Annotated in this window: 15 protein-coding genes; 9 read left to right on the plus strand and 6 right to left on the minus strand. The window is 69.2% G+C overall.

All coding sequences use genetic code 11. From position 1 onward, the window contains the following. Window positions 1-153 precede the first annotated feature (153 nt). From IE157_RS00630 to IE157_RS00650, 5 genes are read left to right on the plus strand one after another with little or no spacing between them, the layout of a single operon-like run. Window positions 154-1,071, plus strand: coding sequence for an ABC transporter ATP-binding protein (locus tag IE157_RS00630; RefSeq protein ID WP_144932169.1), 918 nt, complete (start codon window positions 154-156; stop codon window positions 1,069-1,071). A 43-nt stretch (window positions 1,072-1,114) separates the two neighbouring features. Continuing rightward, window positions 1,115-1,876 (plus strand): ABC transporter permease, encoded by a 762-nt coding sequence (locus tag IE157_RS00635; RefSeq protein WP_064847293.1) that lies wholly within the window; start codon window positions 1,115-1,117, stop codon window positions 1,874-1,876. Next, window positions 1,873-3,216 (plus strand): sensor histidine kinase, encoded by a 1,344-nt coding sequence (locus IE157_RS00640; RefSeq protein ID WP_144999156.1) that lies wholly within the window; start codon window positions 1,873-1,875, stop codon window positions 3,214-3,216. Before IE157_RS00635 ends, IE157_RS00640 begins: the two co-directional genes overlap by 4 nt. Beyond that, window positions 3,213-3,824: a response regulator transcription factor gene (locus tag IE157_RS00645; RefSeq protein ID WP_035965940.1), complete on the plus strand. Its 612-nt coding sequence runs from the start codon at window positions 3,213-3,215 to the stop codon at window positions 3,822-3,824. The genes IE157_RS00640 and IE157_RS00645 overlap by 4 nt, the downstream gene beginning before the upstream one ends. Window positions 3,825-3,878: 54 nt before the next feature. After that, entirely contained in the window at window positions 3,879-5,081 is a 1,203-nt protein-coding gene (locus IE157_RS00650) for a DNA recombination protein RmuC (RefSeq protein ID WP_318281233.1), read from the plus strand. An 84-nt stretch (window positions 5,082-5,165) separates the two neighbouring features. Here the strand turns inward: IE157_RS00650 and IE157_RS00655 are convergent, their stop codons facing one another. Both IE157_RS00655 and IE157_RS00660 read right to left on the minus strand, forming a co-directional pair. Continuing rightward, window positions 5,166-6,248: a 4-hydroxy-3-methylbut-2-enyl diphosphate reductase gene (locus IE157_RS00655; RefSeq protein WP_162229180.1), complete on the minus strand. Its 1,083-nt coding sequence runs from the start codon at window positions 6,246-6,248 to the stop codon at window positions 5,166-5,168. Window positions 6,249-6,252: 4 nt separating this feature from the next. Further along, on the minus strand, window positions 6,253-7,158 hold the full coding sequence (locus IE157_RS00660; protein WP_193518851.1) for a hypothetical protein: 906 nt from the start codon (window positions 7,156-7,158) through the stop codon (window positions 6,253-6,255). Between the two features lie 58 nt (window positions 7,159-7,216). On the opposite strand from IE157_RS00660, the gene xseA reads away from it, so the two are divergent. Both xseA and IE157_RS00670 read left to right on the plus strand, forming a co-directional pair. After that, a complete protein-coding gene (xseA, locus tag IE157_RS00665; protein ID WP_193518852.1) occupies window positions 7,217-8,509 on the plus strand; it encodes an exodeoxyribonuclease VII large subunit in 1,293 nt (430 codons plus the stop codon). 43 nt (window positions 8,510-8,552) lie between these two features. After that, on the plus strand, window positions 8,553-8,867 hold the full coding sequence (locus IE157_RS00670; RefSeq protein ID WP_193518853.1) for an exodeoxyribonuclease VII small subunit: 315 nt from the start codon (window positions 8,553-8,555) through the stop codon (window positions 8,865-8,867). 116 nt (window positions 8,868-8,983) lie between these two features. Here the strand turns inward: IE157_RS00670 and IE157_RS00675 are convergent, their stop codons facing one another. The 3 genes from IE157_RS00675 to IE157_RS00685 all read right to left on the minus strand — a co-directional run bounded on the left by IE157_RS00675 (window position 8,984) and on the right by IE157_RS00685 (window position 11,896). Beyond that, window positions 8,984-10,201, minus strand: a complete 1,218-nt coding sequence (locus tag IE157_RS00675; protein ID WP_193518854.1) for a pyridoxal phosphate-dependent aminotransferase — start codon at window positions 10,199-10,201, stop codon at window positions 8,984-8,986. A 121-nt stretch (window positions 10,202-10,322) separates the two neighbouring features. Further along, window positions 10,323-11,381, minus strand: a complete 1,059-nt coding sequence (locus IE157_RS00680) for a glycine betaine ABC transporter substrate-binding protein (protein ID WP_193518855.1) — start codon at window positions 11,379-11,381, stop codon at window positions 10,323-10,325. Then, window positions 11,378-11,896 (minus strand): NUDIX hydrolase, encoded by a 519-nt coding sequence (locus IE157_RS00685; RefSeq protein ID WP_145002691.1) that lies wholly within the window; start codon window positions 11,894-11,896, stop codon window positions 11,378-11,380. Before IE157_RS00685 ends, IE157_RS00680 begins: the two co-directional genes overlap by 4 nt. Window positions 11,897-12,016: 120 nt before the next feature. On the opposite strand from IE157_RS00685, the gene corA reads away from it, so the two are divergent. Continuing rightward, window positions 12,017-13,054, plus strand: coding sequence for a magnesium/cobalt transporter CorA (gene corA, locus IE157_RS00690; protein WP_193518856.1), 1,038 nt, complete (start codon window positions 12,017-12,019; stop codon window positions 13,052-13,054). A 170-nt stretch (window positions 13,055-13,224) separates the two neighbouring features. Further along, window positions 13,225-14,301, plus strand: a complete 1,077-nt coding sequence (locus IE157_RS00695; RefSeq protein ID WP_193518857.1) for a mechanosensitive ion channel family protein — start codon at window positions 13,225-13,227, stop codon at window positions 14,299-14,301. Window positions 14,302-14,311: 10 nt separating this feature from the next. Here IE157_RS00695 and IE157_RS00700 read toward each other — a convergent pair whose 3' ends face one another. Continuing rightward, entirely contained in the window at window positions 14,312-15,079 is a 768-nt protein-coding gene (locus IE157_RS00700) for a type 2 periplasmic-binding domain-containing protein (RefSeq protein WP_318281234.1), read from the minus strand. Window positions 15,080-15,122: the final 43 nt, after the last annotated feature.

Raw genomic sequence — 15,122 nt, forward strand, 5'->3', positions numbered from 1 at the left:
TACCGGTGCTCGGACCGCCGGGGGGCCCGCCCGCGCACGTTCCGTCCCCGCGTCAGCAGGTCCTATCGGAAGTGCCCACCCCTGACACTTGTCACCCCCACGTCGTGACAAACCACGGTTCCGGGCCCGGGCCGCCCGCGGGAGGGTGGAGTCATGAACACCACAGCACCCCGGGAAGCCCCCGCGATCACCGTGACGGACGCCGTCAAGTCCTTCCGCACCCGCCGGGAAACGGTGCGCGCCGTGAAGGGTGTCTCGCTGCGGGTCCCGCGCGGCGACGTCGTCGCCCTGCTCGGTCCCAACGGCGCCGGGAAGACGACCCTGCTGGACATGGTCCTCGGCATGACCGACCCCACCGAGGGCGAGGTGCGCGTGTGCGGTGAGACGCCGCGCGCCGCGGTCGCGCACGGGAAGGTCGGCGCGGTGCAGCAAGCGGGCGGGCTGCTCGGGGACCTGTCCGTGCGCGAGACCGTGACCATGATCGCCTCGCTCTACCGCGACCACGCGCCGGTGGCCGAGGTGCTCGAGCGGGCCGGAGCCGCGCAGTTCGCGAACCGCAAGGTGTCCAGGTGCTCGGGCGGTCAGCAGCAACGCGTACGGTTCGCGCTCGCCCTGCTCCCCCGCCCCGAACTGCTCGTGCTGGACGAGCCCACCGCGGGCATGGACGTGCAGTCCCGCACCGAGTTCTGGGACACGATGCATGTCGAGGCCCAGCGCGGGCTCACGGTCGTGTTCGCCACCCACTACCTCCAGGAAGCGGAGGATTTTGCGCGGCGCGTAGTGCTCATGGACCACGGCATGGTCCACCACGACGGGACGCTCGACAGCTTCCGTTCCGCCTCCACCCGTCAGACCGTCTCCTTCTCCTGGCCGGGGACGACGCCGCTGCCGGACCTTCCCGGCGTCACGCACCTCGATCGGGCGGGCACCCGCGTCACCGCGCACACCCGGGAATCGGACCGGCTGGCCCGCGTCCTGCTCACCGAGACCCCGGCCACCGAGCTGGAGATCTCTCGCGGCGGGCTCGAGGACGCCTTCGCCGCCCTCGTGAACCGCTCTGGCGAGCACTGAACCGCAGCGTCCCCGCCTCATCCGACCCACGAAGGATCCCGTCATGAACCTCACCTACACACTCCACGATTTCTGGCGCCAGGTCAGGGACGTCGCGAACATGTTCTTCATCGCCGTCCTGCCCGCCGCATTGTTCGTCATGTTCGGCGTCACCCAGGGCTGGTCCGGGGAATCCTCGGGCCACGGCAACGTCTCCGCGTACCTCATGGTGTCTATGGCCGCGTATGGAGCCGTCACCGCCACCACGTCCATCGCGGGCAGTGCGGCGGTCGAGAGGCTGCAGGGGTGGGGCCGCCAATTGGCCATGACCCCCATGGGCACGGGCGGGTACGCCGCGACCAAGGTCACGGTGGCGGTCTCCGTGGCCGTGATACCGGTGATCATCGTGTACCTGGCCGGCCTGCTCACCAATTCCATGCTGGACGACCTCTGGCGCTGGTTCGCGACCGCCGGGATCGTGGTGGCGAGCTCCTCGGTCTTCGCGCTCTACGGACTGGCCGCGGGGTTGTTGTTCCGCTCGGACGGGGCCGTGAGCGCGGCGTCCGGTCTGCTCGTGGTGCTCGCATTCCTGGGCAACGTGTTCATGCCGCTGTCCGGTGCATTGCTGGACTTCGCGCGCTTCACGCCCTTGTATGGGATCGTGGGACTTGCCCGCTATCCGATTACCGAAGGCTGGGTGGTCGCCGTGGACGGCACGGCCGAACAGGACAGCGTGTGGCTGCTACTGGCCAACGTGGGTGTCTGGGCCGCGATCTTCGGCGCCATCGCCCTGATCGCGGCCCGAAGAGCAACGGCCCGCCGATGACCACCAGGACTTCCGAGAACCCCGCGGTCCGGGGTACCGCGTGCGCGAGCGACCCCGCCCCGGGGACATCGACGTGGCCGGACGTCCTCTACGCGTCCGTGTGGTTGGTCTTCCTCTTCTTCCCGGCCTCCGGGGTGCTCTCCGCACCCGTCTCGAGCGGCACGAAGGCGCTGGGCCTGACCGGTCTGGGCCTGTTCGCCGCACTCTACGTGGTCTCGTGGTTGCTCGAGTACCCGTTCCCGCGCCGCAGCGAACGGGCCAACGCCCTGTTCTGGTGTCTCGTTCTCTTACTGCCGCTGGCTCTCGTGGTGCCGGCCGCGGGGCTGGCCGTCACGTACGTGGCGCCGTTCTTCGTGGCCGTGTGCATCTTCCGGTTCAGTATGCGGGCCTCACTGATCTCCGCGGCGGTGGTGGTGCTCGCGGCGAGCGTCCCGTGGCTGCTCGCCCGACCGCCGCACGAGTGGGGGTGGCCGCTGATCGGGACCCTGCCCGCGGTCTTCCTGCTGCTCATCTCCCGGTGGATGATGGAACGCTCCGGGGTCCAGGAGGAACTGAAGCGGGAGCTGGAGCTGGCTCGGCAGCGCGAGGCGGTGGGCCGCGACGTCCACGACATCCTGGGCCATTCCCTCACCGTGGTGTCCATGAAGGTCCAGCTAGCCCAGCGGCTGCTGACCACCGATCCGCAGCGCGCCGCCCAGGAACTCGACGACGTCCTGGTCCTGACCCGCGACTCCCTCACCGACGTGCGCTCCACCGTGGGCAAACTGCGCGAACCGGAGCTGAGCGTCCAACTCGTCCAGGCCCGCGCCGCTTTGCGCTCGGCAGGCATCACGCCGCACCTGCCCGACACCGTGCCCTCGATCGACGCAGCACGGCGTTCCGCGTTCGCCTGGATCCTGCGTGAGGCCGTGACCAACACGGTGCGTCATTCCGCGGCGTCCTCGTGCCGGGTCACGCTCACTCCCACCACGTTGACCATCACCGACGACGGCGTGGGCCTCGCACGAACGGACGACGACGCCGTGCCCGCCCCTCCTGCCCTCGCGGCCTCGCGCGCATTGGTCGACGACGTCGTCCTGTCCCCCGCGCGTGCCGGCACTGGCTCGGGTGGAGCGGCCGACGACGCCGGGTCGGGACGGACCGGGGACAGCACCGGGCCGGGACGCGTACGGAACGGGGCGGCAGCGGCGTCGTCGTCCGTGCTGCGCGGCAACGGACTACCCGGCAATGGCCTGCGGGGCATGCGGGAACGGGCCGAGGCCGCCGGATTGCGGTTGGCCGTGATTTCGCCCGTGGCCGGCGCGGACGGTGGATTGCGGATCGTGGTGGAGCCAGCATGAATCCGATCTGCGTGGTGATCGCCGACGACCAAGCGCTCGTCCGGGCCGGGCTCGCAGCTCTGCTGGACCTGGAACCGGACATCCGCGTGGTGGCCCAGGTGGGCGATGGCAGGGAGGCCGTGGCCGCGGTGACCTCGCAGCACGTAGACGTGGCGCTGCTCGACGTCGAGATGCCCGTGCTGGACGGGCTCGAGGCCACCCGGGAGATCACGGGTGGCGGCTCGGGAACGCGGTGCCTGATCGTGACCACGTTCGACCGGCCGGGGTACCTGCGCCGCGCCTTGGAGGCCGGGGCGAGCGGCTTCGTGGTCAAGGACACGCCCGCGGAGCAGCTCGCGGAGGCCATCCGGCGCGTTCATGCGGGGCTGCGCGCGATCGACCCCGCGCTCGCGGAGGAATCACTCGTGGCCGGTGCCAACCCGCTGACCCAGCGGGAGCAGGACGTGCTGCGCGAGGCCGCGAACGGCGCGTCCGCCAAGCGGATCGCCGCGGCCCTGCACCTCTCCCCCGGTACGGTGCGCAATCACCTGTCCTCCGCGATCGGCAAGACGGGTGTGCAGAACCGGTCGGAGGCCGCGGCCCTGGCCCTGCGCAACGGGTGGATCTGAGCCGCGGTCACCCGTGCGCTTGTGCGTGTCGGACGGTCTTGTCATCGTGAGCCCATGGACAGTTCCGTGATGTCTCAGGTGTGGTGGTTGTGGGCGTTGTTCGCCCTCGTGGTTGGCGGGGTGCTCGGGTACCTCGTGGCCTCGCGGAAGGCCAGGGTACTGGAAACCGAGCTGGACGAGGCCCAGGAACAACGACTCACCGCGCTACAGGAAGCGGCCGCGGATCGTTCCGCCCGCGAACAACTCGAACAACGGGTGGATTCACTCGAGGCCCGCTCGGTGCAGGACCAGAACGTGATGCGCGCCCTGGCTCCGCTCAACGATCAACTCTCCACCGTGGGGCGGCACGTGAACCAGATGGAACGGGATCGCGCCCAGCAGTTCGGCGCGGTCGCCCAGGCGTTGGAAGCGGCCCGCACCACGGACAAGCAACTCCTACAGGCCACGGGCTCGCTCGAATCCTCGCTGCGTTCCACCACGGCGCGCGGTGCGTGGGGTGAGATGCAGTTGCGCCGCGTCGTGGAGGCCGCCGGCATGACCCGGCACGTGGATTTCGCCGAGCAGTCCGTGCGCACCACGGACAGCGGCGTGCAGCGACCGGACATGGTGGTCAACCTGCCCGGTGCGCAGACCGTGGTGGTAGATGCCAAGGCCCCCATGAACTCGTACTTGGACGCCCAGGCGGTCCCATCGGACGGCGCGGCGGAGAGCGAGCAGCGCCGCGCCCAGTTGCTCGTGGCCCACGCCAAAGCACTGCGCTCCCACGTGAACACCCTGGGCACCAAGAAGTACTGGTCCGCGGAGGAGAGCTCCCCCGAACTCGTGATGTGCTTCGTGCCCGTCGAGTCCGCCCTCGCCGCTGCCCTGGACGCGGATGCGTCCCTGTTGGAGTACGCCGCGCGCAACAACGTGGCGTTGGTGTCCCCCGTGTCCCTGTTGGCGGCCCTCAAGGCCGTGGCGTTCAGCTGGCGCCAGGCCACCCTCACGGACAACGCGCGGGAGCTCTACCGGTTGTCGCGGGAGCTGTACGACCGGATGGGTGCGGTGGGCAAACACCTGGCCGACATGGGCGGGTCACTGCGGCGCTCCGTGGACGGGTACAACAAACTCGTGGGGTCGTTGGAGTCCCGGGTGCTGCCCTCGGCCCGGAAGATCGCCGAACTGGATCCCACGAGCACGGGAGCCGATGCCCTGGACACCAAACCTGTGGACTCGGTCCCCCGTCCGGTTACGGCCACGGAGTTCGTGAACGACTGACGCGGCTCAGCGCGCGGGCCCGATGCCAGCGCTGAGCGGGAGGAGCTGGTGCCAGGGCCCAGCGCTGTGGCCTGGCGCCACTGCTCAGCGCGTGGGCTTGGCCCCGCGGCCGCCCAACCGACGGGACGTGTCCCCGTCCTGGGCCAGCTTGGCGCGCAGTTCCTTGGGCAGGGAGAACAGGATGTCCTCCTGGGCGGTGACCACTTCGTCCACGGACGAGTAGCCGTACTCGGCGAGCAGGTCCAGGACCTGGCGCACGAGGACCTCGGGAACCGAAGCACCGGAGGTCACGCCGACGGTTGCGACACCCTCGAACCAGGACTCGTCCACCTGGTGGGCGAAGTCCACGCGTTCGGCGCGCCGGGCCCCGTACTCGAGGGCCACCTCCTTGAGGCGCACGGAGTTCGACGAGTTGGCCGAGCCCACCACGATCACCAGGTCCGCTTGCGGGGCGATCTCCTTGATCGCCGCCTGGCGGTTGGAGGTCGCGTAGCAGATGTCGTCGCTGGGGGGATCGATCATGTTGGGGAACCGGGCACGCAACCGGTTCACGGTCTCCATGGTCTCGTCCACGCTCAACGTGGTCTGGGACAGCCACACGAGTTTGTCCGGGTCCTGGACCTCGATGCTGTCCACGTCCTCCGGGGAGTTCACGATCTGGATGTGTTCGGGGGCCTCCCCGAACGTGCCCTCGACCTCTTCGTGGCCCACGTGGCCGATGAGCAGGATCTCGTAGTCGCTCTTGGCGAAGCGCACGGCCTCGCGGTGCACCTTGGTCACGAGCGGGCACGTGGCGTCGATGGTGTGGAGGTTGCGGTCGTGGGCGGACTGCACCACGGCCGGAGACACCCCGTGGGCGGAGAACACCAGCAGGGAGCCCTCGGGCACCTCGTCCGTCTCCTCCACGAAGATCGCACCGCGCTCCTCGAGGGTCTGGACCACGTGCTTGTTGTGCACGATCTCCTTGCGCACGTACACCGGGGCACCGTAGTGCTCGAGCGCCTTCTCCACGGCGATCACCGCGCGATCCACGCCCGCGCAGTATCCGCGCGGCGCGGCCAACAGGACCTTGCGCTCTCCGGTGACCGGAGCGGCGTCGGCAATTTCCTGGGGGGTGCGACGAACCCGGGGAACGGTGGGCATGGACAGGTCAACCACAGTGGACATGTCCTTAATGGTAAGTGACCATACGGGAGCGCACCACGGCGCCGATCACACCCACCAGGGCCACGCACGCGGCACCGATCATGCCCGCGACGCTGCGTCCCACGAAGGATTCTCGCAGCAGAGTGATGATCTGTTCCGTGACCAGGTGCGCCACGGGTTCCACACCGGACGCGTCCACCACGGAGCTCGCGGCCCACAGCACCATGGCGAGTAGGACACCTGTAAACAACACACCGGCCAGGCCCACCCCGGCGATCGCGAGCCACCGCCGCGGGCTGACCACCACGGCGAGCACCGCGAGCAGCGCCACGAGCCACGGCAGGGCATACCGCCATTGGGCGAGCCACACCAGGGCGTCCAGCACGCGACCGGTCTCGGCACCGGGGACAGTCATGGTCAGATCGTTGCGGGCGATCCCCGGGGAGATCCCGATGACGTCCTCGACCTGGTGATCCACGGCGGTACCCAACGCGGTGGCGTCCACCACGAGGTGTTCGGGCGCGTCCGCGGAATCGACACTCAGGGGGACGTTCGCGTCGTGGGTGTCCTGCAGGACCTGGATCCACGTCCCCTGTTGCTCGGGGGCGGTGAGCCAGGACTGTGCGGCGGTGACCGCCGTTTCCCGGACCCGCTCGATGGCCTGGTCCACGGGTTCGATCCCGACCTCGACGTCGCTCAGGGCGTTGAACGTCGCGCGGTCCAGGACGGTGCGCACGAGTTCGTCCTGGAAGGACGTCTCGGTGACCACGGCCGCCACGGTGTCCTGGAACCCCGAGGGTGAGAGCAGATGGTCCTGGATCCAGGTCAGCCCCAGCCACACGGCGAACCCCGCACCGGCCAGGATCGCGCACAGGGCGGCGCACAGGCTGCGCAGCAGCGCCGCGGGAGGGGATGACGGAGAGGAGCTCACGACTCCACTGTACGAAGAACCGGCTGTGCGTGTCCCCGTCGGGTGATACTTATGTCCCATGAGTACGTGGCCCCCGAGCGAAGACACCGGCGCACCGGAACGCCCCGCCGAGACGCCCCGGTTGGCGCGGGACACCACCCCGGAGAATCCGTGGCCGCTCAGCAAGCTGTCGTACGGGCTGCACGGGTGGATCGAACGCGCACCTGCGGCCTGGGTCGAGGGTCAGGTGATCGAGGTCAATCACCGCGCCCGCGTCTCCTACGTGACGCTGCGCGACCTCCACGACGAGGTCTCGGTCAGCGTCACCATGTTCAAGGCGGAGATGTCCCGGCTGGAACGCCCCCTCGAACGGGGCTCCCGGGTGATCGTGAATCTCAAGGCGGATCTGTACGTCAAGACCGGGCGGCTGTCCATGATCGGGCGGGACATCCGCCCCGTGGGTCTGGGGGACCTCCTGGAACGCCTCGAACGGTTGCGGCGAGCGCTCGCGGAGGAGGGTCTGTTCGACCCCGCCCATAAGAAATCCCTCCCGGTGCTGCCCCACCGGGTCGGCTTGATCACCGGGCGCAATTCCGATGCCGAGAAGGACGTGGTGCGCAACGCCACCAACCGGTGGCCGGGTGTGCAGTTCGAGATCCGCGAGGTTCCGGTCCAGGGAGCCGGTTCGGCGCGCGCCGTGGTCCAGGCCCTTGCGGAGCTCGACGCCATGGAGGCCGTGGACGTGATCGTGATCGCCCGCGGCGGGGGCGCGTTCGAGGATCTGTTGTCGTTCAGTGACGAATCCCTGCTGCGCGCGGTGTTCGCCGCCCACACGCCGGTCGTCAGCGCGATCGGTCACGAGAACGACCAGCCGCTGCTGGATTACGTCGCGGACCTGCGCGCCTCCACCCCCACGGACGCGGGCAAACGCATCGTCCCGGACGTGCACGAGGAACGCCTGCGCATCGCCCAGGCGCGCGGCGCTCTGGACCGTGCAGTAGCCACCATGATCGACCGTGAACACCAGGGGCTCGAGACCATGCGGTCCCGCCCCTCCCTGGCCCAGCCGGACACCATGATCCTGGTCCGTGAGGAGGACCTGGACCGCTGGCGTTCGCGCGCGTGGTCCGCGGTGAATGCCCAGACCGTGCGAGCGCGGGACACGGTGACCCAGATGCGCGCACGCGTGCGTGCTCTGTCCCCGCAGCAGACGTTGGATCGCGGTTACGCGGTCGTGCAGACCCCGGACGGTTCGGTCCTCACCGATGCGCGCGACGCCTCCGAGGGGCAGGACCTCACGGTGCGCCTGGCCGCCGGGGAACTCGGCGTGAACGTCTCCTCCCGCTCCAACCGCCAGCCCGGGGACCACTGACCCCCGCCCTTCGACCTCCCCGACCCCACCGGAAGGACACACCGTGGCACAGCAGAACAGCAGCGAGCAGCGCAGCACCGGACAGGACGATGCCCACGCCAGCGGCTCGGCCGGATCCCGCCCCGATCTCTCGGACGTGGACGGTCTGAGCTACGAACAGGCCCGCGAGCAGCTCGTGGAGACCGTGGCCCGACTCGAAGCCGGCGGCACCACTCTCGAGGAGTCCCTCCACCTGTGGGAACGGGGCGAAGCCCTGGCCACCCGCTGCGAGCAATGGCTCGACGGCGCCCGCGAACGCCTCGACGCCGCTCGCGCCCGGCGCGAGGAGAACCGGGAGCAGGAGGCGTCGGAGGACTGACGCGCCGTCGTCGGGTGGACGTACCGGGGTCCGGTCACGAGTAAACCCCGGCGCGGCCCGCCGACGTCACCCCGTGGTGAGACGTCGCCCGGACCGCTGTCGGAGCCGGGAACCGGCTACTGGTGGTACCCGGAGAGGAACTCGCCCAAGCGGTCCAGCGCGGTGTCCAGCATGTCCACCGCGGGCAGCGTGACCAGGCGGAAGTGGTCCGGCTTGCCCCAGTTGAACGCGGTGCCGTGGCTGAGCAGGATCTTCTGTTCCTTGAGCAGGTCCAGGGCGAACCGCTCGTCGTCCACGATCCCGAACTTCTCCACGTCCAGCTTGGGGAAGAGGTAGAGCGCACCGCGGGCCTGCTCGCACGTGATGCCGTCGATCTCGTTGAGCTTGCGGTGGGCGATGTCCCGCTGGGCCTTGAGCCGCCCGCCGGGGAGGATGAGGTCGTTGATCGACTGGTATCCACCCAGGGCCGTCTGGATCGCGTGCTGAGCGGGCACGTTGGCGCACATACGCATGTTGGCGAGCAGCTTGATGCCCTCCAGGTACGATTCCGCCCGCCAGTTAGGCCCGGTAATCGCGAGCCACCCGGAGCGGTAGCCGGCCACCCGGTAGGCCTTGGACAGCCCCGAGAACGTCAGGCACAGCACGTCCTCACCGGTGAGGGACGCGGTGTTGATCATCTCCGCACCGTCGTAGGTGATCTTCTCGTAGATCTCGTCCGAGAACAGGATCAGATCGTGCTCCTTGGCCAGGTCCACGATCTTCTGCAGGGTCTCACGTGAGTAGACCGCGCCCGTGGGGTTGTTGGGGTTGATGATCACGATGCCCTTGGTGCGCGAGGTGATCTTGGACGCCATGTCCTCGAGGTCCGGGTTCCAGCCGTTCTCCTCGTCGCACGTGTAATGCACGGGCGTCCCACCGGACAGTGCCACGGACGCCGTCCACAGCGGGTAGTCCGGCGAGGGGATCAGAATCTCGTCGCCGGGATTGCACAGTGCTTGCAGGGTCATGGTGATCAGCTCGGAGACACCGTTGCCCAGGTAGACGTCGTCTGTGTCCAGGTTCATGATCCCGCGCGTCTGGTAGTACTGCACCACCGCGGTGCGCGCGGAGTAGATGCCCCGGGAGTCCGAGTAGCCCTGCGCGTTCGGCAGGTTCTTAATCATGTCCACGAGGATGGCGTCCGGTGCCTCGAAGCCGAAGGGTGCGGGGTTGCCGATGTTCAGGCGCAGGATGCGCTGACCCGCGGCCTCCATCTTCTCCGCCTGCTCGAGCACGGGCCCGCGGATGTCGTAGAGGACGTTCTTCAGTTTGTCGGACTGTTTCACCTTAGCCATGGGGTCACCATACTCGGCGCCTCCGCCCCGATTCGGTCGGCGCGCGGCGGTGTCCCGCGGCTCAGGGGCCCACGACGTCGCTCGCTGCCTCCCGTCGCACGTCAGCGCTTCTCGGATCACGTCAGCGCGGCTGCTCGCGCAGGAACGTGGCCGTCTGTTCGGGGCTCATCGCGGGATCGGACCCTCCCGCGAGCCGGGTGATGGTCGTGAGGTCCTCCGACGTGAGATCTGCCGAGACCGCGTTCGCCGAGGCCACCGCCCGGTCGTCCATGCCCTCGGAGCTGAGCACCACCGCGCGCTCCGGGCGGAACAGTCGGTTCGGGTCGTCCAGTTCCACGAGCCCGTCGTCGTCGATCGCGGGTTCGGAGGAACGCAGCACCGCGGCCTGCACCTCGTCGTTCAGCAGCGCATTCACGAGCTCACCGGTGGTAGCGAACTCCGGCACGGCCTTGGGCGCACAGTCGTAATACGCCTTCAGCCCGCGCTCTCCCTGGGCGCTGTCCGCGTAGCCCCGGGCCATCCCCACGGCCATCTCGGGGCAGTGCTCCCCGATCGTGTTCAGGCCCCCCAGGTTGTACTGCGCGTTCGTCGCGGCCGTGACCACCACGCGGTCCGTACGTTGCGCGGACGACGAATCGAGTACGGTCAGCCCGCGCGGCAGTGCCCCGGGCAGGGCGCGGTACACGTCGTCGTCGGACGGCCCGGTCTCCCCCGTGATGCCGAGCAACTGCCCGAGCGAGTCCAGCAGCCCGCGCGGGGTGTCCGTGTCCCGGGCGGGGGAACGCGTGGACGAGGGGCTCACACTCGGTTGCGGCGAGGCCGGCCGCTCGTTCTGCCGCGCGTACACGTACAAATCACCGGTGAAGTCGGGGACCATGGTCGCGCGGCCGGCCTGCAGTGCGTCCACGATCTGTTCGCGCGTGGTCCCCACGTCCACCACGCTCGCGGTGATCCCGTCCGCGGCCAGCCGCTGTTGATACAGGTGCGCCAGCACGCGGGTCTGCAGGTCCACACCGGTCGCGATCTTCACGGTGGACTCCCCCGTGGCGTTCGACGACGCCGCCTGGCTCGCCGTCCCCGTGTCCGGCCCGCCGGTCCCGCCGCCCGCGCCGCACGCGCTCAGCAGGAGGGCGCCGCTCGCGAGCGCGGCGACGGCGCGCAGCCGCACCCCGTGACTCACCGGTCCCGGCCGGGCTCGGTGGCCACGTCCTGCTCGGGGATGTCCTCGGGTGGGGTGTCCGGGTCCGCGACGGCGCTCGTGAGCCCGGAGAGTCGCAGGCCCTGGTCCACGAGGTCCAGGCGCTTGAGGGAGTCGATGCGTGCGATCGGGAACCACGCGGCGTCGTCGGACGAACCATTCTCCTCGACCGCCAGCTCACCGCCCGTGACGTGGGCGGTGTACAGGACGCGGCACGCGTGATTGCCGCGGGGCTGACCGTCCAGGCGCTGCTCGGGGGTCATCCAGTAGCTGTGCACGCCCACCAGGCCATCCGATTCCACGTGGAAACCGGTCTCCTCGAAGACCTCCCGGATCATGGTCTGCTCCGGTTGCTCCCCCGGTTCCATGCCGCCGCCGGGAAGGGTCCACGCGCCGTCGAACCCCGGGTGACGGGGGTTCCAGTGCGTCAACAGCACGTGCTCGTCGCGGGTGATCAGGGCATAGGCGCCCACGCGGGAATCGAACGGCTTGCTCATGAGCGCCAGTCTACTGACGCGTTCCGGGTGACCCCTGACAGCGGACCGGTTTCCCCGGGGCGGTACGGGCGCGGCAGGGTGCGGTCGGTGCGACGCGCGGGCGGGGCCCATAATGTCCGGGTGAGCATCGTGGAGAACGCCATTTACCGCAACGGGCGCAGGGTCGAGTCGCCCCGGTCCCTCGAGGAGACGTACGACCTGCTGCAGCGGATGCTGGAGCATCCCGGGGAGCCCTCCGCGTCCGAGAGCGGGGACACGGTCGTGGCGTGGATCGGGCTGTACCGGCCCGATTCGCACGAAACCCGCTCGCTCGCCGAGCACTTCCACCTGCACGAGCTCGCGGTCGAGGACACCGTCCAGGCGCACCAGCGCCCCAAGATGGAACGCTACGGCGAGACGCTGTTCACCGTGATCCGCCCGGCGGTCTACCAGGACGCGACCGAGACCGTGGAGATCGGTGAGATCCACATCTTCACCGGACCCCATTTCGTGATCACCATCCGTCACTCCGAGTCCAGCGGCGTGGGGCGGGTGCGTAAGCGGGTCGAGGAGGACCGGGAGCTGTTGTGCTTCGGTCCGGACGGCGTGCTGTACGCGTTGCTGGACCAGATCGTGGACGACTACTTCCCCGTGCTCGACGGTCTCGAGAACGACATCGACGAGATCGAGGACGCGTTGTTCGCCGGGCAACCGAACGTCTCGCAACGGATCTACGAGCTCGCCCGGGAGATCAACGACTTCCACCGCGGGGTGGCCCCGCTCAGCAACGTGATGCAGCGTTACTTCACGGGCTTCACCAAGTACGGTACGCACGAGGAACTGCAGCACCGGTTGCGTGACGTGCTGGATCACGTGATCCAGGTCAGCGGGAAGCTCGAATCCATGCGGGCCTCGCTCACCGACGCCATGAGCGTGGATTCCACCCTCACCACGGCGCGGCAGAACGAGGCCGCCATGCAGCAGAACGAACAGATGAAGAAGATCTCCTCGTGGGCGGCGATCCTCTTCGCGCCGTCCATCGTGGGCTCGATCTACGGCATGAACTTCACCCACATGCCCGAGCTCGACTGGCGCCTGGGTTACCCCATGTCCCTGGGCCTCATGCTGCTCGTGGCCGTGGTGCTCTACGCGGTATTCAAGGTCAAGAACTGGTTGTGAGGCGCGCAACGCGTCGGTTCGCTGGGGCGCGGACGGGCCGCACGGTGGGACGGTCCGGGGGCGACGTCGGCGGGTGACGTCCGCGGGCGACGTGGTCCGGCGGCCCTCTCGGAGGCCGCTCCCGCTCCGCGTTGAGCGGGCACGCATCCCGGGCCATTACCCTGGCGGGGATGGACAACTGGGAATTCTGGCTCGACAAACCGTTCCGCCTGGTGCTCGTGTTGCTGGGCGCCGTGGTGGTCTCCGCGCTCGTGCGCCTGCTGATCCGCAAGATCACCCGGGGGATTGCACGCGGCACCCAATCGCGGATCATCAAGCGCTTTGACCACGGCCAGGCCCGCTGGGTGCAGGACGCGGGGCTGGCATCCGAACGCCAGAGCCTGCGGGCCAGGACCATCGGGGCGGTGCTCTCGTCCGTGTCCACCGTGGCGGTGTGGGCGATCGCGATCCTCATGATCATCTCGGAACTCGGGTACAACATCGGGCCGGTGCTCGCCTCCGCGGGCATCGCGGGCGTGGCGCTGTCCTTCGGTGCGCAGTCCCTGGTCAAAGACTACCTCTCCGGGATCTTCATGGTCGCGGAGGACCAATTGGGCATCGGTGACTCCGTGGATCTCGGTGAGGCCGTGGGCACCGTGGAGAACGTGGGGTTGCGCGTGACCCAGGTCCGGGACGTGAAGGGCACCCTGTGGCACGTGCGCAATGGCGAGATCCTGCGCGTGGGCAATCAGTCCCAGGGCTGGGCCCGCTGTGTCCTGGACATCCCCGTCCCCTACGACACCAACATCGACCTGATCGCGGACATGATCGAACACGAAGCCCGGCTCGTGCGTGACGATCCGGACGTGGGTCCCAGCATCGTCGCGGACCCCGAGGTGTGGGGTGTGGAGAACATCTCGGGTGAGAGCATCACGATCCGGTTGGCCGTCAAGACCGCTCCCCTCGAGCAGTGGGACGTGGCCCGCGTGATGCGGGTGCGGATCAAAAAAATGCTCGACCGGGACGGGCTGCGCATCCCGCTGACCAACCAGGTCACAGTGCGCACGGGGGCCGAGCCCGAGACACAGGGAGAAGCACCCACCACGTCCTTCCCCGTGCCGCGTGTGCCTACGACCGGCAAGCTGCGCACCACCCCGGTGCGCCCCGAACCCGTGGACGTGGACAGCCACACCCCGGACGGCCGCACCCCCAGCCGCGACGAGTCCGGCGAGGGAACCACGTCCGCGGAACGCCGCGGGGACGGCTGAGCGCGGGCCGTCAGCTCCGCTTCCGGCGGACTCCCCCACCCCGGGAGGGCCGCCCGCGTCCCGGCTTCGCTGCGCTACGCTTCCCCGCCGATGACGCCGCTCGCCTGTCCCTGTCACGGGCCCCATCCTTGGTGCGGCCGCCGTCTCGCGGCGCTTCCCTGCCACTGGACTCCTTACGGCCACGCACGATCCCCACGAACCGCTGCACCGTGTCCTCGCCCTCGTCATCCAGGCCGCGAGGCCACACGAGGACCACGGGAACGGTGGGGGCGTCCGTGAGTTCTCTAAAGGTCACGTCCTTGCGGGCATGCAGGCGCGCCACGGACATCGGCAGCACCACGGGGCCCACGCCGGCGGCGGCGAGTTCGACGGCCATGGCGGCGTCGTCGATGTCGGCGTGCGCTTGCGGGGTGGACTCCTCGGTGAGCTGCGCGAGGGTGAGGGAGTCAAGGACGGTCAAAAGGTCGTCGGTGCTCAGCACCGCCACCTGCAGCTCGTCGTACAGGTGCACCGCATTGTGGGTGACCCGCAGGTCCTCGAGCGAAGGATCCCCCGGCGCCCAGCCGAGCCGCACGAAACACGCAGTGACGGCGGCGTCGTGGAGCGCCGAGCGCCATTCCGCGGCCGGGACCAGGACGTCCCGCAGCTCGGGGCGCATCCTGCGCTCGCGCCACCGGCCGAACCACTTGCCGGGCATGACACCGGGGACGTACCCCACGGTGAACGCGCCCGGCTCCGCGGGCTCAGAGGGGGGTGTCGGGGTGTCCGCTGCGGTCATGCTCCCACCCTAAGTGCACCCGTGCGTGCGCCATGTCCGGGCC

This window comes from Kocuria marina (genome assembly GCA_014652975.1).
Classification (GTDB): domain Bacteria; phylum Actinomycetota; class Actinomycetes; order Actinomycetales; family Micrococcaceae; genus Kocuria; species Kocuria marina.